The 26,664-nt window shown below is 47.4% G+C and carries 20 protein-coding genes; 17 read left to right on the top strand and 3 right to left on the bottom strand.

The window, feature by feature from the left end; translation table 11 throughout:
* Positions 1-89: 89 nt before the first annotated feature.
* From AC4E8B_RS07430 to AC4E8B_RS07485, 12 genes are all read left to right on the top strand, one after another.
* A complete protein-coding gene (locus AC4E8B_RS07430) occupies positions 90-1,682 on the top strand; it encodes a long-chain-fatty-acid--CoA ligase (RefSeq protein WP_490217944.1) in 1,593 nt (530 codons plus the stop codon).
* Positions 1,683-1,797: 115 nt separating this feature from the next.
* Positions 1,798-2,985 (top strand): DUF418 domain-containing protein, encoded by a 1,188-nt coding sequence (locus AC4E8B_RS07435; protein WP_490217945.1) that lies wholly within the window; start codon positions 1,798-1,800, stop codon positions 2,983-2,985.
* Positions 2,982-3,491, top strand: a complete 510-nt coding sequence (locus tag AC4E8B_RS07440; RefSeq protein ID WP_490217946.1) for a DNA topology modulation protein — start codon at positions 2,982-2,984, stop codon at positions 3,489-3,491. Before AC4E8B_RS07435 ends, AC4E8B_RS07440 begins: the two co-directional genes overlap by 4 nt.
* A gap of 112 nt (positions 3,492-3,603) precedes the next feature.
* Complete coding sequence (locus tag AC4E8B_RS07445) at positions 3,604-4,512, top strand: fumarylacetoacetate hydrolase family protein (protein WP_490217947.1); 909 nt, start codon at positions 3,604-3,606, stop codon at positions 4,510-4,512.
* 131 nt (positions 4,513-4,643) lie between these two features.
* Complete coding sequence (locus AC4E8B_RS07450; protein ID WP_490217948.1) at positions 4,644-5,000, top strand: YisL family protein; 357 nt, start codon at positions 4,644-4,646, stop codon at positions 4,998-5,000.
* A 203-nt stretch (positions 5,001-5,203) separates the two neighbouring features.
* Positions 5,204-8,128 carry a bifunctional diguanylate cyclase/phosphodiesterase gene (locus tag AC4E8B_RS07455; RefSeq protein ID WP_490217949.1) on the top strand — a complete coding sequence of 975 codons (2,925 nt, stop codon included), beginning with the start codon at positions 5,204-5,206 and terminating at the stop codon, positions 8,126-8,128.
* 37 nt (positions 8,129-8,165) lie between these two features.
* Positions 8,166-8,342, top strand: a complete 177-nt coding sequence (locus AC4E8B_RS07460; protein WP_490217950.1) for a hypothetical protein — start codon at positions 8,166-8,168, stop codon at positions 8,340-8,342.
* A 76-nt stretch (positions 8,343-8,418) separates the two neighbouring features.
* Entirely contained in the window at positions 8,419-9,525 is a 1,107-nt protein-coding gene (locus tag AC4E8B_RS07465; RefSeq protein WP_490217951.1) for a sensor histidine kinase, read from the top strand.
* Positions 9,522-10,154 (top strand): response regulator transcription factor, encoded by a 633-nt coding sequence (locus AC4E8B_RS07470; RefSeq protein WP_490217952.1) that lies wholly within the window; start codon positions 9,522-9,524, stop codon positions 10,152-10,154. Before AC4E8B_RS07465 ends, AC4E8B_RS07470 begins: the two co-directional genes overlap by 4 nt.
* A gap of 250 nt (positions 10,155-10,404) precedes the next feature.
* Positions 10,405-11,337, top strand: a complete 933-nt coding sequence (locus AC4E8B_RS07475; protein WP_490217953.1) for an ABC transporter ATP-binding protein — start codon at positions 10,405-10,407, stop codon at positions 11,335-11,337.
* A 23-nt stretch (positions 11,338-11,360) separates the two neighbouring features.
* Positions 11,361-12,611, top strand: coding sequence for an ABC transporter permease (locus AC4E8B_RS07480; RefSeq protein ID WP_490217954.1), 1,251 nt, complete (start codon positions 11,361-11,363; stop codon positions 12,609-12,611).
* Complete coding sequence (locus tag AC4E8B_RS07485) at positions 12,608-13,702, top strand: ABC transporter permease (protein WP_490217955.1); 1,095 nt, start codon at positions 12,608-12,610, stop codon at positions 13,700-13,702. The genes AC4E8B_RS07480 and AC4E8B_RS07485 overlap by 4 nt, the downstream gene beginning before the upstream one ends.
* Positions 13,703-14,659: 957 nt before the next feature.
* Here the strand turns inward: AC4E8B_RS07485 and AC4E8B_RS07490 are convergent.
* Positions 14,660-15,223, bottom strand: a complete 564-nt coding sequence (locus AC4E8B_RS07490; RefSeq protein WP_490219560.1) for a DUF2777 domain-containing protein — start codon at positions 15,221-15,223, stop codon at positions 14,660-14,662.
* Between the two features lie 457 nt (positions 15,224-15,680).
* Between AC4E8B_RS07490 and asnB the strand changes: the two genes are divergently transcribed.
* The 4 genes from asnB (at position 15,681) to AC4E8B_RS07510 (ending at position 21,493) form a co-directional block, all read left to right on the top strand.
* Positions 15,681-17,528, top strand: coding sequence for an asparagine synthase (glutamine-hydrolyzing) (gene asnB / locus AC4E8B_RS07495; protein WP_490217956.1), 1,848 nt, complete (start codon positions 15,681-15,683; stop codon positions 17,526-17,528).
* A gap of 140 nt (positions 17,529-17,668) precedes the next feature.
* Entirely contained in the window at positions 17,669-19,198 is a 1,530-nt protein-coding gene (locus AC4E8B_RS07500) for a phytoene desaturase family protein (RefSeq protein WP_490217957.1), read from the top strand.
* Entirely contained in the window at positions 19,195-20,664 is a 1,470-nt protein-coding gene (locus AC4E8B_RS07505; RefSeq protein WP_490217958.1) for a phytoene desaturase family protein, read from the top strand. The genes AC4E8B_RS07500 and AC4E8B_RS07505 overlap by 4 nt, the downstream gene beginning before the upstream one ends.
* A complete protein-coding gene (locus tag AC4E8B_RS07510; protein WP_490217959.1) occupies positions 20,657-21,493 on the top strand; it encodes a phytoene/squalene synthase family protein in 837 nt (278 codons plus the stop codon). The genes AC4E8B_RS07505 and AC4E8B_RS07510 overlap by 8 nt, the downstream gene beginning before the upstream one ends.
* A 201-nt stretch (positions 21,494-21,694) precedes the next feature.
* Here the strand turns inward: AC4E8B_RS07510 and AC4E8B_RS07515 are convergent, their stop codons facing one another.
* Positions 21,695-23,062 (bottom strand): MATE family efflux transporter, encoded by a 1,368-nt coding sequence (locus AC4E8B_RS07515; RefSeq protein ID WP_490217960.1) that lies wholly within the window; start codon positions 23,060-23,062, stop codon positions 21,695-21,697.
* 126 nt (positions 23,063-23,188) lie between these two features.
* Complete coding sequence (locus tag AC4E8B_RS07520) at positions 23,189-24,955, bottom strand: alpha-glycosidase (RefSeq protein ID WP_490217961.1); 1,767 nt, start codon at positions 24,953-24,955, stop codon at positions 23,189-23,191.
* Between the two features lie 324 nt (positions 24,956-25,279).
* On the opposite strand from AC4E8B_RS07520, the gene AC4E8B_RS07525 reads away from it, so the two are divergent.
* Positions 25,280-26,554, top strand: a complete 1,275-nt coding sequence (locus AC4E8B_RS07525) for an extracellular solute-binding protein (RefSeq protein WP_490217962.1) — start codon at positions 25,280-25,282, stop codon at positions 26,552-26,554.
* Positions 26,555-26,664 lie beyond the last annotated feature (110 nt).

Here is a 26,664-nt window from a genome sequence, read left to right on the forward strand (position 1 = left end):
AATGGTGCAGAAGCAATCCTGCTGTGTAATTAAAAGCAAGATATGTTAAAATGACTGTAAATTCAGACTTTTAACAAAGGAGGCTGTTTATGGAAGTCCCATTGCTGCTCACACATTTCTTAGACCGCGCCGTTTCACTGTATGCTGATAAAGAAGCCATTTTTGCCGATGAACGAAGCTTTACCTACCGCGAATGGGGCAGCCGGGTTAACAAGCTGTCTTATGGCCTTAAGGGGCTTGGGGTGGAAAAAGGAGACAGGATTGCCTACCTTGCCCCGAATTCCGTCGAGATGCTGGAAGGGTTTTATGGTGTTTTCCAGACAGGCGGCATCATGGTCCCGCTGAATATCAGATTGAAGCCGGAGGATTATCTTTACATACTGAACCACAGCGGGGCGAAGGTCCTGTTTGCCGATCAGGATCTCTATCACCTCATCCTGCCGGTCAAGGACCAGCTCCAGACAGTCGAAAAAATCATTGTCCATTATAAAAATGAGCAAACGGCAGAAGAGGGGTATGATGATTGGCTCAAAGGGCAGGAAGATGGCCGGTTTCCCCGGGCGCAGCTGGATGAGAATGACGTCTGCAGCCTGCTGTATACGAGCGGCACGACCGGAAATCCGAAGGGGGTCATGCTGACCCACCGGAATAACTATCTTCACGCTTTAAGCACCATGCATCATCTCGGGGTAACCGACAGGGACGTCCTTGTTCATGTGCTTCCTATGTTCCATGTCAACGGCTGGGGGTCGCCTTTCTATTACACTGCAAACGGTGCTTCCCAGGTATGCCTCAGGAAGGCAGATCCGGAAAGCATCTTCCAGGCACTGCAGGAGCACGGCGGGACGGTCCTGCATATGGCGCCGACCGTTCTCAATTCCCTGCTCCAGTATCATGGCAGCAGCAGGCTGCCGGCAGGGAGGGATGTCCGTGTGGTCATTGCCGGGTCTGCACCTCCGCCTGCGTTTGTGGCAAAGGCAGAAAGAGAATTGGGATGGGAATTCATCCAGGTGTACGGAATGACGGAATCTTCCCCGCTCAGCACGATTTCTTCCATCCGGTCCCATCTTTCACATCTGCCGGTGGAAGAACAATACCGGATGAAAGCAAAAGCAGGGTACAGCATGATAGGCTGTGAGGTCAAGGTAGTTGATGAGGATGGCGAAGATGTGAAAGCTGACGGGAAGCAGATCGGCGAAGTGATCACAAGAAGCAATGGAGTCATGAAGGGCTACTGGAAGAATGAAGAAGCGACGATGGAAGCGATCCGAGGCGGCTGGCTTTATACAGGAGATATGGCCACTGTGGATTCTAACGGCAATATAGATATTGTAGACAGGAAAAAGGACATCATCATTTCCGGAGGGGAAAATATCTCTTCCATTGAGGTGGAAGGGGTGCTCTATGACCATCCGGCAGTACTCGAGGCCGCTGTCATTGCGGTGCCTCACGAAAAGTGGGGAGAAACTCCGCACGCCTTCATTGTGAAAAAGGAAGATGCGGTGATATCTGCAGAAGAATTCATCCTGTTCACGAGGGACAGACTGGCTCATTTCAAAGCGATAACAGGGGTGACCTTCGTGAACGAGCTTCCGAAGACCGCATCCGGGAAAATACAGAAAATCCGGCTCCGCAAGGAATACTGGCAGGCCAATGGAAAAGGCGGACGTTTTGTGAATTAGCTCATTCAGCAGCAGAGGCCGCTCTAGGGCGGCTTTTTTTTATGGGAAAATCCTGGTGGACTTTCTTTTCCTGCCTATCTATTATTAATAGGTAGACTATGAAAAGGAGAATTGTATGCCTGAAAAATTATTGCCTATCCAAGAAAAAGACCGGATTGCTTCACTGGATATGATGAGGGGCTTTGCCATACTCGGCATCTTCCTCGTGAACATGATGTCGTTCCACTCCCCTCTTTTATATCTTGATCCGCATCGATGGTGGGACAGCTCCCTTGATAAAGCTGTATATGCATTCATCGACATATTTGCACAAGCCAGTTTCTATCCTTTATTTTCCCTATTGTTCGGCTATGGGGTGATCATTTTGAGAGAAAGGGCCATAGAAAGGGGCTACAGCTTCGCGGCCGTAGGATCAAGGAGATTTCTTGTCCTTCTGGCAGCTGGCCTTTTGCACGCTTTTCTCATCTGGCATGGAGATATACTGGTAAATTATGCGGTTTTCGGCCTGATTGCGCTATTATTCTTCCGATTGTCCGGAAAGGCCCTTCTAATAATGGGAACACTGCTGTATATCGTGCCAAATCTGCTTATGGGCCTGCTGATGCTGGTGGCAGTCCTGTTTGTCCCGGACAGCGAAGCTTCTTTATATGACCTGGAATCGGCAGTCTCATCGAGTGCTGTGTACAGGGACGGGACATTTGCGGAAGTCACATCACAGAGGATCCAAGATTGGTATATGGTAAATAATGAAGTTTCATTTATCATTCTGCTCCTTTCCATTATGCCGCTGTTCCTTATTGGAGCCGGAGCAGCAAAGCTGAAGCTGCTGGAAAAGCCGGCGAACTATCAAAAGAGGGCTGCCATCATGTTCGCTGTATTCTTTGCCGCAGGACTGCTGATCAAGCTGGTGCCTTATATCGGTCCTGACAACCTGGCATCCGGTTTTTTTCAGGATCTATTCGGGGGCCCGCTCCTCGCCGTCTCCTATGCGATTATGATTGCGCTGCTGGCTGAGACGGAAAAGGGCAGCCGTCTGCTTATGCCGCTCACATGGGTGGGAAGAATGTCATTGAGCAATTATCTTTTTCAATCGATTGTCTGTACCCTGATCTTTTACGGATATGGCCTCGGCTTTTATGGAGATATTTCTTTGGCAGGCGGCACGCTGCTTGCAGTTGGGATCTATCTGTTCCAGATCCTTCTAAGCAGGCTATGGCTTGCCCAGTTCAAATACGGGCCGTTTGAATGGCTATGGAGAAGCGCTACATACCTGTCAGTTCCGCCGCTCAGGAGAAACAAATGAAAAAGGCAATCATTGTCGGATCGGCGGGGGCAGGGAAATCAACCTTCGCCAAAAGGCTTGGGAAGATTACCGGGCTTGAAGTAATCCATCTGGATGCCCTGTTCTGGCATGAAGGCTGGGTACCAACGGAACGGGAGGAATGGATCCGGGTCCAGGAAGGTTTGCTGCAAAAGGAACAGTGGATCCTGGACGGAAATTATGGAGGAACGATTGAAATGAGGATAGAGGCATCTGATTCTATCTTCTTCCTGCACTATTCTACAGTCCGCTGTCTGTATGGGGCCCTGAAAAGAAGGGTCATGAATCACGGCCGCACAAGGCCGGATATGGCAGAGGGGTGTCCGGAACAGCTCGACTGGCAGTTTTTGAAGTGGATCGCCCGCTATAAGAAGGATAAAGCACCAGCCATCCTTGCCAAACTTTCCGCTGCGAAAGAAAAGGATGTGTATATTTTCCATAACCCGGAGGAAGCAGAGGAATACCTCCGCAGTCTTACCCGGCCGTAGGAATATGCCTGCAGGAAAGCCCTGAAGGTTTCTTTTTGTTATAGTTTCCCATCAAGGCGCTTTCAGAAAATTTGTATTATACTAGAAACATAAAAAGACAGAGGTGATGACTATGAGATTTGCAACTGCTGAGAATGAAAGCGGGGTTTTTATCGGAATCCTGGAAGACGGGGCTGATCTGATCCTGCCTCTTGCGAAGGCAGAAGCAAGAAGGGGCGGGAATAAGACGATCCCGGATTCGCTGCTGGAGGCAGTCTCCCTGGGGGAAGAATTTTTACATAATGCACGGGAGCTCCTGGACTGGGCCATAGGCAATGAAGCCGGGAAGGAGCTTTTGCTTCCGCTCGAATCAGTGAAGCTGCTGGCACCGATTCCAAAGCCGCTGAAAAACATATTTTGCGTGGGAAAAAACTATGCCGAGCATGCCATTGAAATGGGAAGCAAGGATGATATACCTGAACATATCATGGTTTTCACAAAGGCGCCGACATCTGTTTCTGGCCCCGAAGAGGAGGTGCTTTCTCATACTGAAGTGACTGAGCAGCTCGATTACGAAGGGGAGCTTGCTGTTGTGATCGGCAAGTCTGGACGCGGCATAAAGGAGGAAGAAGCACTCAGCCATGTTTTCGGCTATACAATCATCAATGATGTAACTGCCAGGGACCTTCAGGCACGGCATAAACAATTCTTTCTTGGCAAAAGCCTTGATTCGACCTGTCCCATGGGTCCATGGATTGTTCATAGATCTGCCATTGAAAATCCCGGCAGGCTCGATATTGAAACAAAGATCAATGGGGAGGTCAGGCAAAGCTCCAATACGGAGAACTTCATTTTTCCGATTGAGGTCATCATTTCCGAGCTTTCCAAGGGGATGACCCTTGAGCCGGGAGATATCATTGCGACTGGCACACCTGCAGGGGTTGGAAAGGGATTCAAGCCGCCGCGCTTCCTCAAGCCTGGAGATGTAATGGAAATCACCGTCGAGAAAATAGGGACGCTCCGCAACAGGATTGAGGCGTAAAGGGAAACACGGAACTTTTAACACAACTGTCACAAAATCAGCGCCGGCTCTTTGGAGGATTGTCTTAATCTTAGGCTTTTCCATGCAGATATGGTATGATTTAAACGAATTTTTAATAGGAGGCCTGGTGAATGACACACGCACATATTTTTACCTGGGTTGTAGCACTTGTCTTATTTTTCGCAGCACTTGGAATGCATAACAGCGGCAAAGCAAAAGGTGTAAAGGTAGTTCAGATGATTTTAAGGCTCTTTTATCTGCTGATCATCGGAACGGGCATTTGGATGCTGACTTCCATTAATATTGACCTGCTGTATGTGCTGAAGGCCCTTCTTGGCTTATGGGTGATCGCCATGATTGAAATGATCATCATCCGCACAACAAAAGGAAAGAAAACGTCCATCCTGTGGGGCCAGTTCGTTGTAGCGGCAATTCTTGTCATCTACCTCGGATTGAGGCTGCCGCTTGGATTCCATCCTTTTGCATAAGAAAGCACCAAACGAAAAACTGCTCCGGCAGTTTTTTTGTTTGGGTCTATTTGCTGTTTTCCTTCCGGATTTCCCCTCCCCGACTCTTCCAGAATTCCTCACAAGCAGTTATTCAACATAATATTTCCACAATTGCCATGTTATCTTCAGGTAAATATGGTATTTTTATCATAGAGATAAAATAACATAATGTGGTGGAGATCATGCTATTAACTTTAAGCTGTAGATATATAGATAAAAGCAGGCTGATTCAATATATTCAGGAAAAAGCAATCGGCGAATATCCGAACGTTCTTGTACAGGTATTCTCCGGGACAGAAGACAGCAGGGATATCCCTGAAATAATGATTGCATTGAAAGATCATCTCCCTTCTGCAGCTGTGATTGGCTGCTCTTCCGCGGGAGAGATTTACAATGGGAAGATGCTTGAAGGAGAGATAGTCATCACTTTTTCCTTATTCAAGGAAACACAGGTGAAAACAGGTTTATTCAGAAGCGAAGACTACCGGAATCCATTTGAAATGGGCAGAAGCATCGCCGCGGTGCTTGCCTCTTATGATGCAAAAGCTTTGATTCTCTTTTCGGCGGGATTTGATCTGGATATGCAGGCAGTCCTCGAGGGTGTCCATGATATCCGTCCTGATATAGCGGTTGCAGGGGGAGCGGCAGGAAATCACGGGAATTTGGATAAGACCGCCGTTTTTGCCGGCGGAGAAATGTCAGGGAGGGGAGTCGCCGCGGCTGTCCTCCAGAACGAGGGGCTTATCGTTGAAGCAGGCAGCAATTACAGATGGCAGGAAATCGGCAAAAGCTTTGCAGTCACAAAAGCCAGGCACAATCAGATTTACAGCATAGATGATAAGAAGCCGCTGCAGATCCTGAAGCAGTATCTTGGTGAAGAACTGGTCAGGGGCCTGCCGGCATCAGCGATTGAATTTCCCTTCCTGCTGGAGGGGGATGAAGAAAAGGCCTCCATTTTTATAACAAAGGTGCTGGAAAATGGTGCAGTTGAGGTAAACCGCCCTGTAAAAGAAGGCCAAAAGCTTACGTTTGCTTATCTGAATATTGATGAAATTATCGAGGCATCTGTTAAAGATCTGCAAAATCTGGCGAGAAAGCCTGCTGAAGCCTTTTTTGTCTATGCCTGCCTTGCAAGGAAAGGGTTCCTCCGCGATTTTACTCATAAGGAGCTGGAATGGTTCCAGGAAATCGCTCCTGCATCAGGATTTTTCACATATGGAGAAATTGCGGCAAAATCGGATGGAGGACCAAAAATGGTTGGACATGCCTTTACATACCTCTCCATCACAGAAGGAGCCCGGCAGGTGAAAAAGATCCGCAAGGGTTTTGGTGACTATACCAAACCAAAGCATTTCCATACTCTCTCTGCTATGACCCATTTAATGCATGCTTCCAAGGATGATATAAAGGTGCTGAATAATAGTTTAAGTGTATCTGAGCAATACTACCGTTCCCTTTTTGACAATAATGCCGATTTTGTTTATTCAACCGATATGCAGGGCAATTTTACAAGCATTAATCCAGCCTTTAAGCGGAATTTCGGCTTCAATGAAAAAGAGGTGATCGGAAAACCTGCGCTCAGATTCATCGACAGCAGGGATGTGCCAAGGGTCAGGAGGCATTTCTACCGGACGGTGAAAGGGAAAGAGCAGTATTATAATCTCGAAATTCAATCAAAAAATGGAGACAGGAATTTTTATGAGCTTAAAAATATTCCGATCACAGTAGATGGGGAGCCTGCCGGGATATACTGCATCGGAAGGAATATCACCGAAAAAAAGAGAATCGAAGAGGAAATGACCCAGCTTGCTTATTATGATAAAGATACAGGGCTGCCCAACCGCTTGAAATTCATGGAAGAACTGAACGTCCTACTGCAGAAGGCGAAAAAGAAAAAGCGCCCGCTTGCTGTTCTTTTTATGGATATAGACCGCTTTAAGGTCATCAATGACAGCCTGGGGCATTATGCGGGCGATCAGATACTCAAGCAGATCGCAGGAAGGATTGAAGCAATCCTCCCTCCCGGATCCTTTTTCGGCCGATTCAGCGGGGATAAATTCACGCTGATCCTTGCGAAGGAGGCGGATTCCTCCAGGGTTACTAAGCTGTCCAATCATATTCTGCAGGCAATTTCTGCCCCGGTCTATTATGGCGAACAGGAATTCTTTATAACCGGCAGCATCGGTGCGAGCCTCTATCCGGGAGATGGATCGAATAAAGAAACATTGATGAAAAATGCCGATATTGCCATGAACCGTTCGAAACATCAAGGCGGAAACAGGCTTACTTACTATTCTACTGAAATGAATGAGCAGACGCTGATTAAGCTGGAATTGGAGAGCTATTTGAGAAAAGCCCTGCAGAAGGAAGAATTCTTTCTCTGCTATCAGCCGCTTACAAATCTTGAAACCGGCTCAATTTATGGAAGCGAGGCGCTGATCCGCTGGAATCATCCGAAGCTTGGGCTGGTATCGCCGGGTGATTTCATCCCGCTGGCTGAAGAAACCGGTCTGATCAATGATATAGGACATTGGGTGCTGCAAACTGCCTGCAGACAGACGAAAGAATGGCATGTGAAGGGGCTCGGGAGCTTGTCGGTGTCTGTTAATGTATCTGTACACCAGTTCCAGCAGCCGGGTTTTGTGGATAAAGTCCTCGATGTACTGCAGGAAACAATGCTCGAACCGCAGTATTTAGTGCTGGAGCTGACAGAGAGCTCGATGCTCCGGAATATGGAGAACAGCATCCTTGTGATACAGGAGCTGCAGAGGAAAGGCATAAGGGTCGCCATTGACGATTTTGGGACAGGCTATTCTTCATTGAGCTATTTGAAGCATCTGCCGATAGACGCCTTGAAGATCGACCGTTCTTTCATAGATAATCTCCGCTCCGGTTCCCCTGATATTGCCATTGTGAATGCAATCATCACCATGGGGCTCGGCCTGCATGTAAAAGTGGTGGCCGAAGGAGTGGAAACCGCAGAGCAAATGCGCCTGCTGAAAGACTTGAAATGCCATTTTGCCCAGGGGTACTTTATACACAGGCCGCTTGGTGCTGAACAGTTCGAAAAGGAGCTTGGCAAAAAAGCTGCTTTGAATCTGCCATAAGCCATTGTAAGAACTGGACCTTTTAGGGGGGAGAAATATGTCAGGAGCCTGGATCTTGATTATTCTTGTTGTTGTGCTGATTGCGATCTCTTATGCTGTCCAGGCATTTGGAAAGCATAGCAGCCATCCGGTTTTAACTCAGCAAGAAGTGCTTGAAGCTATAAAAAAGAGAGAAGACGAGGAAGCTCCGAAGGATAACTCCGACAAGTTTTGACATCCTTTTTGGGATGGCGGTTCCGCTGATCTGAACCGCCGTCCTGGCTTATGCTCTGAGTTTGAAGGAGGACCGGATGATACCTTTTTATACACGATTCCTGATTATGGCGATCATATGGGCCGGATTGTTTGCTTTCACCGAAAACACAGTGCGTCCTATTTATCTCTTCAGCTGTTCCTTATCGTTTGCAGCTTTTTTTCTGCTAGCCGTCACTAAAAGGAAGCTATTCCTTTTTTCCCTGCTGGTGCTCAATCTCCCTCTGATTGCCTTATACTCGGACAGTCAGGCATGGCCTTTTCTGCTGCTGGCTGCGCTTTTTTACTTGTACGAAGCTGCCCAGTCAATTCGTCCGGCTGCTTTTTACAGCCTGCTGGGGGGAACGGCGGTATTGGCGGCCTTGACCATGATTGTACTCAGGCCATCCGTCATTGCGGTCATGCTGGCAATTGCCGCACTAAGCCTGGGATATGCCGCCTGCATCGGCCTGAATTCGGCGCGCTGCAGACTTGAGGAGCTAAGGGAGCTTTATGATCAGGTGCTTGAAGAATACCGGAAGGCCAAGCGGCAGGCTCTTAAGAATGAAGGGGCAGCCAGGGCCGAGGAAAGGACAAGGATAGCACGGGATATCCATGACTCTGTCGGCCATAAGCTGACAGCGCTCGGAATGGAAATGCAGAGCATGCTGCTTAAGGAGCATAACAGCAGCATTGCCCGAATGAAGCAGACAGTGGAAGAATGCCTGGAGGAAACAAGGAGGGCAGTGCGGGCCCTTAAATCAGAGGCGATTGAAGGAATCCCTGCCATCATCCAGCTGTTGAGGAAGCTTGAAAGCGAAAGCAGCCTCAGAATCCGCTTTACAACCAAACAGGGGGTCTTGAGCCTGGCTCTGCCTAATATACATAGTATAGCTTTATACCGGATCATGCAGGAAGCATTGACGAACTGCCTTAAATACAGCCATTCAAGAGAAGTCGATGTGGTCCTTGGAGTCTCCTCTGTCGGGGGCGTATCCTTTGAAATCAGGAATAGCTTTCACAGCAATGGCCCCATCCGCGAAAGCTTCGGCCTTAAGAGCATCAGGGAAAGGGTCCATGAAGCAGGAGGGTCTGTCCAGATCTTTTCGGATGGAAGCCAATTTATCATCCAGGGGTCCATTCCTGTAAAGGGGGATATTAAGTGAACAGGGTATTGATTGTAGAAGACCAGATGATTGTCAGGCAGGGGCTGCGGATGATCATTGAACAAGATGGTGCCTTTTCTGTAGCAGCTGAAGCTGAAAACGGACAGGAAGCAATTGAAAAGATGGAGTCATATGGTGCAGATATCATCCTGATGGATATCCAGATGCCTGTCATGAATGGCATAGAAGCGACCAGGATGATCAGAAAAAGGTGGCCAGCCGTAAAGATACTGATTTTGACTACTTTCAATGATGAAGAATATGCACTGCAGACATTGAAGGAGGGGACTAATGGGTTCCTGCTGAAAACCTCTGACGGTCCCCGCCTGCTGCAATCGATCAGGAGCTGCCTGGAAGGCGGCATCAGCATCCATGAGCAGGTTGCCGCAAAAGTCATGCCGAAGCTTCTGGACCATTCATTCCACGAAGAGGCGGAAGTTCCGCTTACTCCCAGGGAACGGGATATAGCCAGGCTCATCGGGCATGGAAAAACAAATAAGGAAATTGCCAAAGAGCTGTATCTGTCAGTGGGAACAGTAAAAAACCACTTGACCCAGATTCTGCAGAAGCTGGATTTGCGGGACCGGACACAGCTTGCGATTTTTGCAGTCAAGAATGATATTCTCTAAGATTGGCAGATGATTTTATAGAAGCAGGTATGGACTGGCATGGCGGGGCGGTCTCCAGTCTGCCTGTAACATTTTTACAATATGTGAAAAACCCAGGGGCTATAAAGATAGCCCCTTTTCCATGCCTGTTTACCGGAAATCTCCTTGAAAAGTGACGGAGGTCACATCATGGGGCGTGTTTTAATGACGGAAGACAGTAGTGCGGCTTTCCCTTGAAGCTGTATATTTAAGGTAATAAGGAGGAGATGGAATGCTGGAGGCTGTAGAGCTTATAAAAAAATTTAAAAATAAGACCGCAGTGAATGGTGTTAATTTATATTTGGAAAAAGGAGAGACTGTAGGACTACTTGGCCCTAATGGGGCGGGGAAGTCGACTACCATATCGATGATTTCATCTCTTACGGCGCCGACGAGCGGGGATGTAAGGGTCAAGAATGAAAGCATCCTTCAGAAGCCGTCTGGACTCAGGAATATCCTTGGTGTCGTCCCGCAGGAAATCGCTCTTTACAATGAATTGACGGCAAGGGAGAATCTCGAATTTTTTGGGAGGATCCACCGATTGCCCAAGCAGCGGCTAAAACAAAAAACAGAAGAAGTACTGGAAATGATCGGCCTTGAGGACCGGGAAAAGGATTTGGTGAAAACATTCTCAGGAGGCATGAAGCGGCGCCTGAATATCGGTGCCGCGCTCCTGCATGAACCGGAATTGGTCATCATGGATGAACCTACAGTAGGCATCGATCCTCAGTCCAGGAATTACATTCTTGATACTGTGAAACGTCTGAACAGGGAAAAGAATATGACAGTCCTGTATACGAGCCATTATATGGAAGAGGTGGAATATCTCTGCGACAGGATTTACATCATGGACCATGGGGAAATCATCGCTTCCGGGACAAAAGATGAAATCAAAAGCATCCTGTCCGCTGAACAGGCAATCAATATAAAGGTTGACCTGATGAGAGGGGAATTTATCCGCCTGCTGGAGGAGCATGCAGGTATCAGGCAGCTGTCTGTACAAGAGCAGACAGCGACCATCATTGTTCCTAAAGAGGTCCATCTGCTGAAGGATATATTCCGTTCAGCAGAGCAAACCGGCACAATTGTAACGGCTGTCAATATAGAACTGCCTACCCTTGAAGATGTATTCCTGCATCTGACCGGACGGCAGCTCAGGGATTAAGGGGGAACGATATGCTCTTTCAAATGATAAAAAAAGATCTCCTGCTTTTTTGGCGCAAGCCGCGTGAACTGGTCATCCTTCTCCTGATGCCCTTTGTATTGATCTGCATCCTGGGGAATGCGCTTGGGGCGCTGAACGGCGATGATATGCCGGATCTTGATATCAAGCTTGCTGTATGGGTGCAGGATGATTATGAAGCTGGTGCTGCAGAAGCAGCCGCAATGATAGAGAATTTCCCTATACCCGATGAAGCTAAGGAAGAAGCCGCTGATGCAGTGAATAAGTTCAATCCTGCGGCCATATTGATTGAGGAAGTTTTCGGCGATGAAGAATTCAGCCGGAGCATCGAAGTGGATTATATCTCAGAAAATCTGGATTCAAAGCGCCAGGAGGAATACAGCGCGGTGCTGACGATTCCATCAGGCTTTACAACTGATTATTACCGGCACAGCTTAATGAAGAAAGGTGAGGCTCCTGAACTTGAATTGAAGATGAATGATTCAGATGCGCTCAGGGCCGGCGTGATACGTGATTTTCTCGCCAGTTTTCAAGAACAGATTTCTTTATGGCAGGGAATGCAGGCGCTTGGAATTTCTGCCGGTGACATCAAGGAGGCTGGCATCGATGAACTTGGCGCAATTGAATCGGTCAGCAAAGTGAACGAAATCAGCTCTGTCAGCTATTATGCCATTGGCATGAGTATGATGTTTGTTTTCTATGTGGCAACCACGGCAGCCAGTTTTGCTTATACCCAGAAGGAAGAGCATTTGTATAACAGGATCCTTCTTGCAAATGTTCCAAACTTTATTTTCTTTTCAGGCATCTTTTCTGCGGCGGCCATCGTTTGCTTTTTGCAGCTGAATATACTTTTTGGCCTGTCGGCACTTATCTTCGATGTTTCATATCCTGATATCATGGACTACCTGATCATCACAGGCGTCATTTCCATTATGATTGGAAGCTTTGCCAGCCTGCTTTCTGCAGTAAACTATCGAAGCAGCTCAGAGAGGGCTGGCCGCGTGTTTGGCAATTTTCTTGTCCCTGTACTTGCTTTTGTGGGCGGCAGCTTTTTTCCTGTTTCCCAGCTGGGCGGCATTTTTGAAAGTTTTGGATCTTATTCCCCGGGGGGTGCGGGAATATCAGCTTACTTGAAAATCCTTCAAGGCTATCCGCTTGGAGAAACGGCCGGCCAGCTCTGGTCTCTTGCTGTATTTTCTGCCATATTATTAATCACTGCACTGCTGTTGCAGCCTAGAAAGGGGGAGGCGGCATGATTGGGATGCTTTGGGGGAAAATCCTTCTTACTTTGAGGAATCCGGGCTCTTTGATTGCCTCAACCATCATCTGTATGGCATTTGCCTATCTTACTGGGCAGTCCGCTTTTGTAAAAATAGAAATTCCAATGTATTCTCCGGCGAATGGAAGCAATGAGGAAATCATAGATGAGCTGAACAATGGAGATACTTTCTCTTTCGTCCTGCAGACTGAAGACGATGCAAAGAAGAAGGTGGCAGAAGGGAATGTGGAGGCTGCTGTTGAGCTTGGGGAGGATTCCTATACAATCTATCATGCCGGGGCATCGCAAAATCTGCAGCTGCTGAATCAGTATATCGGACGCTATTATATGAAATCTGTGCAGAAACAGCAGATTGTCCAGCTTGCGGGAGACCCGGCCGCGGCTGAAAAGGCCCTTCAGGAGGCTGAAAAAGAACCCGCCTTCCAGCTGGGGCTCTCCTCGTTCAATCAGAAAGATGCTGCTGAATACAGCCAGCCGCTGCAGTCCTTATTCGGCTTCACTTTATTCTTTTCGATCTATACCGTGGCGTTTACTGTTGCCGAGATTTTGCGTGATAAGCAGTCCGGGCTGTGGGACCGGTTCATCTTATCGCCGACGTCTAAAGCAGAAATGTACCTGGCGAATCTGCTTTGGAGCTTTTTGATTGGATACATTCAAATTGTTTTTGTATTTCTTGTCTTTAAATTCGGTGCAGGAATTGATTTTAATGGAAGGTTCGGGACGGTGCTGATTGCGGTGATTCCTTATTTGTTTTCCATAGTGGCACTTTCCATTTTCCTGACGGGGCTTGTGAAGACTGTGAGCCAATTCAACAGCATCATTCCTTTGATCAGCGTCAGCTTTGCGATGCTTGGCGGGGCATACTGGCCGATCGAAATTGTCAGCTCGGAGCTGCTTGTTGGCGTTTCGCGCTTCATACCCATTACTTATGGAATGGAGATGCTGAAGGGAGCCGTAGTGTCCGGCAACTCAATCATGGATATGCTTTATCCAGTAGCGATCCTCCTATTGATGGGCGTAATTCTCATGGGGCTTGGGATACGGCTGATTGAGAAGCGGCATGTATGAGAGGAAGAAAAGATAGGAGAGGCATGGATGATTCAAATCCATGCCTTTACTTTTTTGGGTCCTTTTTTGATAGACGCTGTCATAAGACGCGGCAGGATAGTGAAGGAGGGTTTTGAAAAAATGAAGTATTATCCTTATTGGAGTGGCCAGTATGCCTTATAATAAGCGGAGATTTTCCGGTTAGACTGCTGATTATGGCACGGATGGGTATAAATAAGCGGAAAATTTCCGGGTAAACGGAGCGAAGTTGCCCATTTTATTGTTTTTTGAGTCGATAGTCGGAATTTCTCCGTCTATTTAAGCTATTTTTAGAGGTTTTTTGAAAATTGGGGGAATTTCTCCGCTTATTTTTCAACCTGCCACTTCCAAATTTGGCTCCTAGGTGCTCGAGTCATAAGCCATCAGGCCAAAAGGTCAAAGAACGACCTTTCGTCCCGCTCGACTTATGCTTGAGACCCGCAGGATGCGGGTCATGCAGGCGTTGCCACAGGACGTGGCGTTCTTAGCCTGCGTTCCTCTATTGAACAGTCGCCTCCGCATTTCTATTTGTCCAGCTCCAGCGGCTAGAGCCTCGAGTCATTTCTATTTGTCCAGCTCCGGGCGCTAGCCCCTCGAGTCATAAGCCAAACAGATCAAAAGGTTAAAGAACAAACCTTTCGCTCTGTTCGTCTTATGCTTGTCGGGGCTGAGCAAGCGCCCTCCGCTTTTCTATTTGTCCAGCTCCGGCTCCTAGGTGCTCGAGTCATAAGTCACTTTGGAACCGAAGGCCAAGAACGCCTTCAATTCCAAAGCGCCTTATGCTTGTCGCACCTGAACAGTCGCCTCCGCCTTTCTATTTGTCCAGCTCCGGTCGCTAGCCCCTCGAGTCATAAGCCAATCAGATCAGAAGGTTAAAGAACAACCTTCCGCTCTGCTCGTCTTATGCTTGTCGGGGCTGAGCAAGCGCCCTCCGCTTTTCTATGGAGTAATCTTTTCAATAACAAGCCTTTTTCCTGTGTTGAGTGTGAATTCGAACCGGTCGCTCTTTTTTTCGTAATAGCAGAAATGATGCTGGACGTTGCAGATGCAGTCCTGGTTATCAAATACGATGAAGTTGACTCCGTTTTTCCGCTCGCTGTCATTCAGGAAGTTTAAGTGGTTATAGCAGTAAATACAGTCGAAGATGGAGAATTGGAGTGAATTCAAGGTGGTGACAAATTGATAAAAGGCATCATCATTTACTTCATCCAGCAATCTTTCCAGAGAGAAGGTGAGATGTTTTTTCATCCGGATGCTGTCCTGATTTTTCAGCGAGATGACTTCATCTGCAAGCCCGATCCGCCCATTTTCAAATAAGACACCTTTTTTCCACCGCTTATATCGCAATACTTCAATTTCCTGATGGAGGAATTCATCCAATATTGAGGCTTCTTCTGTTTCTTCATCGAAAAAAACCCACTGCTCGTTGATGCATTCGACTGTGCCAAGCGTGAATGCCCGGGTTTGGAACTCATAGAGTTTGGTTCGCTGCTGTCTGTTCATCTTGTACCTCCATATGATTCCTTCAACTTCCTTTTTAGACATAAAGTCAGGAATTTATAACCGCTAAGCTCTTCCGAAGAATGAAAATCGCTGGCTTTGGTACTGGCAGGGGCTCTGGCGAATGAAAATATCGCGGGTGAAAGAACAGCCAATCGGTATACTTGAATAGTTTATTGATTCCAATAGGTCAATAAGAATGTTCATGCAGCCCCTAAAGGGCAGAAATATTAAAAAGGAGCTCATGATTAGAGTAATGAGTTAAATGCCGTCAATCTAACTTTCTGTCAAAGATGGCTCTGGACTTTCTGCCTTTATCAATAAGACGGTCAGATTTTCTGACAATATTATGTTTGAATAATCATCTGTTCGGGACAATTAACCATTTCCTAGGCTGTGCATACAATGCATCATGCACAAGGATGTTATTTGATTTCCGCTGACGAAAGGATGATGAAGAATGTGTGGAATAACGGGCTGGATTGATTTTAGCAGAGATTTGCGAAAAGAGGCTGCAGCAGTTGGGAAAATGGCGGAAACACTTGCAAAGCGCGGTCCGGATGACACAAACGTATGGACCGGCATCCATGCGGGATTCGGCCATAAACGGCTGTCCGTCGTCGACCCTGCCGGAGGCAAACAGCCGATGTCCAGGCAGGCAAAAGGCAGCGTTTATACAATTTGCTATAATGGCGAGCTTTATAATACAGAAGACATCCGAAAAGAACTCCTTATAAAAGGATATTCTTTCAGCACTCATTCTGATACAGAAGTTCTGCTGACAGCTTATATAGAATGGAAAGAAAATTGCCTGGATCACCTGAATGGGATATTTGCCTTTGCGGTATGGGACCAGGAGGAAAGCCGCCTGTTCATTGCAAGGGACCGGCTGGGTGTTAAGCCGCTTTTCTATAAAGAGACCGCAAAAGGCATCATTTTCGGCTCCGAGCTTAAAGCGGTCCTGGCCCATCCGGAAGTCCGCGCTGAAATAGACCGCGAAGGGCTGGCTGAAATATTTGGGCTGGGCCCGTCCCGTTCTCCGGGCAGCGGAGTCTTTAAAGGGATAAAAGAACTGAGACCCGCGCATGCCCTGGCATTATCAAGGGAAGGCCTGAAAATCTGGCGCTATTGGAATGTGAAGAGTGCGGAGCATACGGACAACTTGGAGGATACGTCGGAAAAAGTGAGGCATTTATTTACTGATGCAGTCACAAGGCAGCTCGTATCAGATGTGCCCTTATGCACCTTCCTGTCCGGCGGGGTCGATTCGAGTGCCATTACGGCGGTAGCTTCCCGAGTCTATGAAGAAGAGGGGAAAGGGCCCCTCCACACGTATTCCATTGATTATGAAGGCAATGATAAACATTTCAAGGCAAATGAATTCCAGCCAAATTCCGACGGAGCCTTTATCAGGAAGATGACCGAAAAATTCCAGACCATCCATCACAGCAGCATCATTTCTCAAGGCGAGCTGGCCGAACATTTGAAGGAGGCTGTCCGTGTCAGGGATCTGCCGGGCATGGCTGATGTCGATTCTTCGCTGCTGTGGTTTTGTAAAGAAATCAAAAGAGACTTTACCGTAAGTCTTTCGGGGGAATGCGCTGATGAGATATTCGGGGGCTATCCATGGTTTCACCGGCAGGATGATTTGAACCGCAGCGGCTTTCCGTGGATGCGCTCGATTCAGGAAAGGCAGCAATTGCTGAAGCCGCATTGGCGGAAGAAGCTTCAGCTTGAAGAATATATGCACAGCAAGTACAGGGAAACTGTTGCAGAAACGCCTGTCCTTGAAGGGGAAAGCACTCAGGAGGCCAGGAGGAGAGAGCTCTTCTACCTCAATATGATCTGGTTCATGACGACGCTGCTTGACCGCAAAGACAGGATGAGCATGGGAGCGAGCCTTGAGGTAAGGGTCCCATTTGCTGACCACAGGCTGGTCGAATATGCATGGAATATCCCATGGGAGATGAAGATGCTCGGCGGCCGGGAAAAAGGAATCCTGCGCAAGGCGCTTGAAGGGATCCTTCCGGACGAAGTTTTATACCGCAAAAAGAGTCCGTATCCGAAAACCCATAATCCGGAATATACAAAAGCTGTAAAGGGCATGCTCTCCGAAATACTGGCTGACAGAAGCTCTGCCCTTTATGAATTTTTTGATGAAGACCAGTTGAAGAACATAACCGAAACGGAGGGGACATCCTTTAAGGAGCCATGGTTCGGCCAGCTTATGACAGGGCCCCAGCTTCTTGCCCATCTTGTCCAGATGGAAATATGGTTTAAAGAATACAACATTAATATTGCTGATTGACCCTGGAGCCTGCTTTAAGCAGGCTTTTTTCTTTTGTGCCGGAAGAGGCGGATGCCTTAAAGATTGCCAGTTTAAGAGTCTGACTGTATAATATTTGTATAACTTATGTATAATAAAAGAATTAGAAAGGAGGCCAGAAGATGGCTAAAAAAATCGTGATCATTGGGGCAGGGCCCGGGGGGCTTGCTGCATCCATGCTCCTATCCAGCCGTGGGTATGAGGTGGGTGTTTATGAAAAGCAGCCATATCTGGGCGGCAGGACAGGCAGCATAAGGGAGAACGGTTTTACTTTTGACATCGGCCCTACTTTTCTCAGCATGCCGCATATTGCCGAAGAGCTTTTTGCTGCCAGCGGCCGCAGGCTCTCTGATTACCTGGACCTCAAGGAATTAAAAGAAATGTATGAACTGATCTTCGAAGATGCCGGAATTCATATCACAAGTGACCGGAAAGAAATGGTCCGCAGGATAGAAGAGAGTTTTCCGGGGAATGGCAGCGGCTATCTTCGTTTCATGGAAGATACAGAAAGGAAAATGTCAGCATTGATGCCCATCCTGCAATCAAGGATGGACAGGTACCGGCACTATCTAAGCTGGAAGGTCATTAAAGCGCTGCCTGAACTGTCTCTTGGAAAAAGCCTCTACGATGTCCTTTCCCGTTATTTTGACAGTGAAACGCTTCGTCTGGCCTTCACTTTCCAATCAAAATATCTTGGGATGTCTCCATGGGATTGCCCGGGTGCATTTTCAATTCTTTCCTTTATGGAGCACGAGTATGGCATCTACCATCCTATCGGCGGACTGAACCAGCTGCCGGAAGCGATGGCGAAAGTCACCAGGGAGCATGGAGGCAGGATACACCTCGGAAATGGTGTGAAGGGCCTTTGGATGGAAGGCCGGGATGCAAAGGGCATCATCCTTGAATCAGGCGAGAAGGTGCCTGCTGATGAAGTCATCATCAATGCCGACTTTGCCAAGGCGATGAGCACTGTCCTGAATGAGGGGAATCTGAAAAAGTATAAAACCCGCAAACTGGAGAAAAAGAAATATTCCTGCTCAACGTTCATGATCTATCTCGGTCTGGATAAACAGTACGATCTTCCGCATCATACCATCTGCTTTGCCGAAGATTACAAAAGGAATGTAGAAGAAATCACGAAAACACTCAGCTTATCCGGGGACCCTTCCATCTATATCCAGAATCCCTCCGCAACCGACCCGACGCTGGCGCCGGAAGGAAAATCAGCTCTTTATATCCTTGCACCTGTGCCGAATAACTTCAGCGGCATTGACTGGGATCAGAAGCAGGGTGAGTTCAGGGGCCTTGTTATGGATATTGTGGAAAAAAAGACGGGCTTTAAAGGCTTGAGGAATCATATTGAATTTGAAAAAATCATCAGCCCTAGAAACTGGGAAGATGATCTGCATGTCTATAAAGGGGCGACCTTCAATCTTGGGCATCAGCTTTCGCAAATGATGGTGCTGAGACCCCATAATCGCTTTGAGGAAGCGGGGAATACATGGCTCGTCGGCGGAGGGACCCACCCTGGCAGCGGGCTGCCGACCATATTGGAGTCGGCCAGGATTACGGCGAAGATGATATTGGAGAAAGACGGACTGAAATTCGCTGAAGATGGGCGCAGCTTACCGGGACTGGAGGAAGCACTATGAAAACGGCGGTTATCGGCGGAGGGATCGGCGGTATGACAACCGCTTTGCTGCTGGCAAACGACGGCCATGAAGTCGTCATCTTCGAAAAGGAAAATAGGCTTGGAGGAAGGCTTTCATTTATGGAGGAGAGCGGCTTCCGGATCGATCAGGGGCCAACCATCGTCCTGCTCCCTGATATGATCGAGAGTATTCTGGCAGAAGCGGGGCTTGAGAAAGACCAGTTTGAAATGATAAGGCTGGACCCGCTCTATAAAATTACTTTTCCGGACGGAACCGACTATATAAAGCATGCGGACATCGGCGAGCAGGAGCGGGAAATCAGCCGGAAATTCCCCGAAAGCCTCGCAGGGTTTCAGCGATTCATGAAGGATATGGACTATCGTTTCCATACGGGCAGACCGCAGTTCCTGGAGCGTCCCTTTTTGGAGAAGGGAGATTTCTGGAATAAGGAGACACTATCCTCTCTGGCAAAAATGAATGCCCATAAAAGTGTGGATAAGCAGCTTTCGTCTTATTTTAAAGATGACAGACTGAGGATTGCTTATGCTCTTCAGACTCTATATATCGGGGGCAATCCGCTGAGCACTCCTGCTATATACAGCCTTGTGTCTTATAGTGAGCACAAGCACGGCATTTTTTATGTTAAAGGGGGCTATGCCAGCCTGATCGGCAAGCTTGAAGGGCTGCTTAAGAAAAAGGGAATAGAAATACGCCTTGAGAGCCGTGTTGAGAAGCTGCTGACGGATGGCAGCGAGGCCAAGGGAGCCATCATCAATGGCCAGGAGGAAAAATATGATTCCTTCATCCTCAACGGCGATTTTCCGGTAGCAGAAAAAGAGCTGATGGACCGCAGGAAAAATTACAAAGCCTCTTCCGGCTGTCTGCTCCTCTACTTCGGGATAGACAAAATATATGAAGAAGCCATGGTGCACCAGTTTTTCATCGGCAGTGATTTCAATAAAAGCATGGATGAAATCTTCAAACAGCAGCAGCTGCCTGAAGACCCCTCTTATTATACTTTCTATCCTTCAGCGATCGATGACTCTCTTGCACCTGAAGGGAAAAGCGTCCTGTATGCCCTTATCCCCGCACCATCGGGTGATCATATCGACTGGAGCAGCAAGGATGAGTACGTTGACAGAATCATCAGCCGGATTGAAAAGGACAGCTTCCCCGGGCTGCGAAAGCATATAGAATGGATGAAGGTCAGGACTCCTGAGGATGCACGCCGCGAAGGACTGTATGGAGGAGGAAGCTTCGGGATAGCGCCTTCTCTGTTCCAATCAGGCACCTTCCGCCCCCAGCTGAAGCCTTTCAGGGAAAAAAATATCTATGCTGTCGGGGCAAGCGTCCATCCTGGCGGGGGAATCCCGATTGTCCTGCAGGGAGCAAAGATGCTGGCTGACCATATAAAGCTTGAACACAAGAAGGATTCACAAATGGAAGGAGTGCCGGTCGTTGGATAAAGCTGCAGAAGCCTATCAATATTGTGAAGAGGTCATTAAAAATAACTCAGCCACATTTTACCGTGCTTTTTCGTTCCTGCCGCCTGAGAAGAAAAAAGCTGTATGGGCCATTTATGCTTTTTGCCGCAAGGTGGATGATATTGTGGACGAAGGAGCGTGTCCGGCGGAGGAGGTGGCAGCTTTTGAAAAAGGTTTTGCCGTATTTCTCAAAGGCAGGATGCCCGATCAAGATGTTATGCTGTGGACGGCCCTCAGGGACGTGTTCGGCCGCTTTGACATGGACAGCACTCCTTTTTTTGAAATGATTGCAGGTCAGAAGATGGATCTGTACAAATCAAGATACTATACTGTCGATGAACTTCTTCATTATTCCTATCATGTCGCGAGTACAGTCGGCCTGATGCTGCTTCCTGTCCTTGCACCTGAAAATGCGGAAAAGCTTAAGCATGGCGCCATTAAGCTGGGGCAGGCTATGCAGATCACCAATATACTGCGCGATATTGGCGATGACCTCAAAAGGGATCGGGTCTACCTTCCTGAAGCTTTGATGGAGAAGCACGGATACAAGAAGGAAGATCTGCAGTCAGGCCAGCTGAATGCCGCTTTCATCGGGCTGTTTGAGGAGCTGGCGGAAATCGCAGAGAAATATTATGAAGAGGCGCTGGAAACAGTCCACTTGTATCCCCCTTCTTCGAGGACGCCGGTCAAGGGGGCTGCCATCCTTTACAGGGCCATCCTCAATAAAATCCGGAACAATGGCTACAACTCATTCCGCGCAAGAAATTATGTGACGAAGGAAGAAAAAGCGAGGCTCCTCGCTACAATTTAAGAAAAGCGCAAGCGTCTTGGTCACCCTTAAGGAACGCAGACTAAGATCGCCACGCCCTTTGGCAACGTCTGCATGACCAGCATCCGGGGGGCTTGTGACCTCGAGGGGGGAGGCGCAGCTGCTGGACAGTAATCGTAGTATAAAAATATATTTTCTTATCTTAAAAGAAAGGCCTGGCTGCCGCCAGGCCTTTCTGTCTCTTTATCCGGAAGTTTCTTTTTTCTTGCCGGCCCTGCCGATGAACGATTTTTCCATCCATACTTTGGAGCGCCACCGCCACAGCATGAGGATGCCCCTCAGCCATTCATCTGCAATAAAGGCAATCCATACCCCGATAAGCCCGAGGCCGAAGTGGATCCCGGCTATATAAGAAATGGTGACAGAAACACCCCACATGGACAAGATGCCCATATAGACAGGGAACTTTACATCGCCGGCTGCCCTCAGCGAGCTGATGACAACCAGATTGAAGGAGCGGCCGGGTTCAAGAATGATGGTCAATAATATCAGTGTGCTTCCAACCTTGATGATATCCTGATTTTCCGTAAAGATGCCCAGCAATGATTCTGAGAAAAAGGTGAAAACAACAGCTGCTCCCAATGAAATCGAAATAGCGAGCTTCAAGCTCCTGATGCACCTTTGATAGGCCGATGAGAATTCTCTTGCCCCGATCATATGTCCGATCATTATTTGGGTTCCCTGGCTGATGGCGAGGCTGAATAAGAAAATGAACATCATCAGATTCTGGGCATATACCTTTGCCGTCAAAGCTTCTGTCCCAATCATCGCAACAAAATACGTGATGACCATCTGGGAGGCATTATAAGAAAGCTGCTCTCCTGCTGAGGGAATGCCGATTTGCAGCAGGTTCCGAAGATGTTCTTTGGGGAAGCGGAAAAGGAGCCCGAAAGGCAGCTCTCCTTCCGTACGCCTGATGAGAACCGCAATTGAAGCCAGAAGGCCGATCGATCTGCTGACAGCAGTAGAAATGGCAACACCCTCTACGCCCAATACAGGAAACCCAAAAGGACCGAAGATGAAAAGATAATTCCCGATGACGTTCAAAATATTCATACCGATCGTTATATACATAACATCTCTCGTAAATCCATAGCTTCTGATGACGGCCCCGATGGTCATGATGAGTGCCTGGACAAAGGAAAAGCCTCCAACAATGACGAGATAAACGTTTGCTTCATCCATCAGTTCCGGCGGCAGATCCATCAGCTTCAGCAAAGGCTTGCCAAAAATGATCAAGACGGCACTGAGCAGTATGCCGAAGCAAAGGTTGGTCCCAAGCGAAACCACCGAAATTTCAGCGGCTTTCCCAGGCTGTTTTGCCCCCAGGTTCTGAGCCACAAGGATGGAGGTGCCTGTTGCTACAAATCCAAACATCACAATGATGAGGGAAAGGATTTGGTTGGAAACCCCGACGGCAGCAACAGAGTTGTCGGAATACTGCGATAGCATCAGCGTGTCAGCATTCCCCATCAGCATATGAAGCAGTATTTCAATGAAAATAGGCCAGGTAAGAGCAAATAATGTCAAATTTTGTTTCGGTTGTTTCATAATGTATATCTCCTAAACAATTCGGTGTAATTCTTTGAAATAAAAGTGAGCCTCCTCCGGGAAGTCATTTTGCGCAAAGAAAGGGCTGGCAAAAGTGCCAGCCATATAAACTGTGTTTTGAAATTTTTAAAGTTCAAAGGACAATATGGCTGCCCCGTAGCCTTCCAATTCTGCAGACAGGGAATCTGCTTCAGCACCATATTCTTTTTCCGTCAGCAGATCGGTGATTTTTTTCCCTTTTAGAGCAAACGGGAGGGAGAATGATGCTTCTTCACTTGAGGCATTCAAGAGAATGACAATCTTCCTGTTCCCTGAACTCCTGGCAAATGCGACAACCGTACTTTCCTCGGGAAGCTCCAGGAACTCCAGAACTCCCTCATTTGCCAGCAGCGGCTCGGATTTGCGCAATTGAATGAGCTTTTTTGTATGATTGTACATCTCCATGCTGTATTCTTCTTCATTCCATGGCATACATTCCCGGCATCCCGGGTCCATGCCGCCGGAAAGTCCCGCTTCATCTCCATAATAAATGCAGGGAGTCCCGATATAAGTCATCATAAATGTGAAAATCAGCTTTGCCTTCTCAAGCGAACCCCCGCACTCGGTCAGGACCCTCGGAGTATCATGGCTTCCAGCCAGATTGAAAGCAGCCTCATTGACATTATCAGGATACATATGAATGACAGAAGCCATATTCTCGGCAAATTGCCGGGGGCTGATCGATTCTTTCGCAAACAGATTAAGAACATTCGTCAGGAACGGGTAATTCATGACAGCATCGAACTGGTCGCCCCTGAGCCAAGGCATGCTATCATGCCAGATTTCCCCGAGTATATAAAGATCTGGCTTGATGCTCTTCACTTCAGCCCGGAATTCGCGCCAGAACTGATGGTCGATTTCATTGGCGACATCCAGCCTCCAGCCATCGATATCGAATTCCCGGACCCAATAGCGGCCGACTTCCAGGAGGTATTCCTTTGCTTCCGGATGCTGCGTATTGAGCTTTGGCATGGACTCGACAAACGCAAAGGTGGAATAGTTGGGGCGTTCCCCGCCTTCAAGGGGGAATTTTTCAGCATGGAACCAGTCTTTATATTTTGATTCCGCCTGATTCTCCAGGAGGTCCTGGAAGGGGGCAAAATGATAGCCGCTGTGATTAAAGACAGCATCGAGCATGACTTTGATTCCTTTTTCATGGCAAATCTTCACAAGCTCGCGGAAGGTTTCTTTATCCCCGAACTGCGGGTCGATTTCATAATAGTCTATTGTATCATATTTATGATTGGAAAATGCCTTGAATATAGGTGTGAAGTAAATCCCAGTAATGCCCAGGCCGGCAAGGTAGTCTATATGGTCGATGATACCCCGGAAATCCCCGCCAAAGAAATTATCAGGCTTTGGCTCCTCGCTTCTCCAAGGCTTCGTATCCGGCGGATTCAATGATTCATCACCATTAGCGAATCTCTCCGGGAAAATTTGATACCATACAGTATCCTTCACCCATTCCGGAGCCCTGAAAACCTCGCTTGCATGAAGATAGGGGAAGCAGAAAAGGCTTCCGGGATCTTCGGGAACCTTATCAAAGAAGCCTTTTTCTGTATAAACTGCCTCCTCGTCCCCTGACTTCAGGCAAAAGCCATACCGTGTCCTTTTGAACTCAGGCTCTGGCTCAGCCAGCCAGTAATCAAATAATTCGTCCGAACCTGTTTTTTTCATCGGGATCCGGCGGTTTGCCCAGCCGTCTTCATTCCATTCATATTGGTCTCCGTAAATAAGCTCAGCTTCTTCAATATTGCCTTTCTTGGCTTTCAGCCTGATATGTAGTGTATTTTCCTTATAAGCATACGCAAAGCTGTCAGAAGGACGGTGAAAGATTGACGACCTTTCAAGCATAAGTTTTCCCCTCTCTGGTGCAATCGATTGCATTGCAAGTTGACTTTTTTAAAATTTATCAAATAATGCGCTGTCATTCAAGCTGGAGCACTTTTATGCGATAAAAACTTTTTCGGCATAATGTTAAAAAGGGGGTTGTCAAAATGAAAATAGCAAGTATAATAAAGTTAAAGTTTGTGCAATCGTTTTCACAGGCGGCTGTCCTGAAAATGATCAGCTGTTATTTTTTTTGAATATGCTGATAACGCTTTCAGCGGCCTTTTTTTGCAGCGATTTGTGCAAACGGTTGTACTAGAAAAATATAAATTCTTTGGAGGGGTCAAAATGAAGAAGGCTTTATCATTATTTATGATGATCGTCCTGGTTTTTGGAGTGCTGGCTGCTTGCGGTCCTAAAGATGAAGAAAAGGGCACTGCAGGAGAAAAAACAGAAGGCGGTTCAGAAAAACCGGAAAAGCTGATTGTCTGGGAAGATACAGATAAAGGAGTCGCTCTTAAAGATGCGGCTGACAAGTTTGAAGCAGAACACGGAATCAAAATTGAATTCAAGGAATTGAACATAACAAAGATGCAGGAAAACCTTGCACTTGACGGCAATACAGCCAATGCTCCGGATGTTATCACAATGTCTCATGACGGCACTGGCCCTGCGATGGTAAAAGGTTATATTAAGGAGCTTGAAGTAAGCGACGAGATCCTTGATCAATTTACAAGCTCTTCAGTAGATGCACTGAAATATGAAGGCAAGCTTTACGGACTTCCGAAAGCTACTGAAACACCGGTTTTCATTTATAACAAAGCATTGCTTCCTGAGGTTCCAGAAAACCTGGAAGATCTCTATGCAAAATCACAGGAAGTAACTAAAGACGGCAACTACGGATTCCTGGCAATCTGGGATGACTTCTACCATGCTCACGGTGTATTCTCCGGATACGGCGGATATGTATTCGGCGAGAAAGACAGCAAGGTGGACGTAACTGACATCGGCCTGAATAACGATGCTTCTGTAGAAGCAGCAGAGTATATCAAAAAGTGGTATGCAGAAGGGCTGTTCCCGAAAGGAATCATCGGAGAAAAATCAAACGACAATATGAACGGCCTCTTTAAAGAAGGAAAAGCCATTGCGGTCCAAAACGGCCCTTGGGCGTTCCAGGATTATAAAGATGCAGGCATCGATTATGGTGTAGCGGCTATGCCGAAGCTTCCAAATGGCGAGCCTGTCAAGACATTCATGGGTGTTAAAGGCTGGTTCGTTACTAACTTCAGCAAAAACCAGGAATGGGCCCAGAAATTTGTTGAATTCATTACAAATGAAGAAAATGCCAAGAAGCGCTTTGAGCTGACTGGCGAAATCCCGCCGCTGAAGTCACTGATGGAAGATCCTGAATTCGTTAAGAATAACGAAGGTGCTGCAGCCGTAATGGCACAGTCACAGTATGCTGTTCCAATGCCAAGTGTACCGGAAATGGCTGAGGTTTGGGATCCAATGAAAAAAGCGGTTGAAACGATCATTACAGGTAAATCAGAATCCAAAAAAGCGCTTGATAATGCTGTGAAAACTATTGAACAGCAGATTGAAGCAAACCACAGCGGAAACTGATCTATAGCAATAAAGGGAAAAGGCGGTACTCCTTGGTGGAGTACTGCCTCCCATTTTATTAAGCAGCCAAAGAGAGTCATAATTTAAGAGAAATGCTCTTTGCTCTTTAA

The organism is Bacillus sp. SRL543 (genome assembly GCF_984799205.1).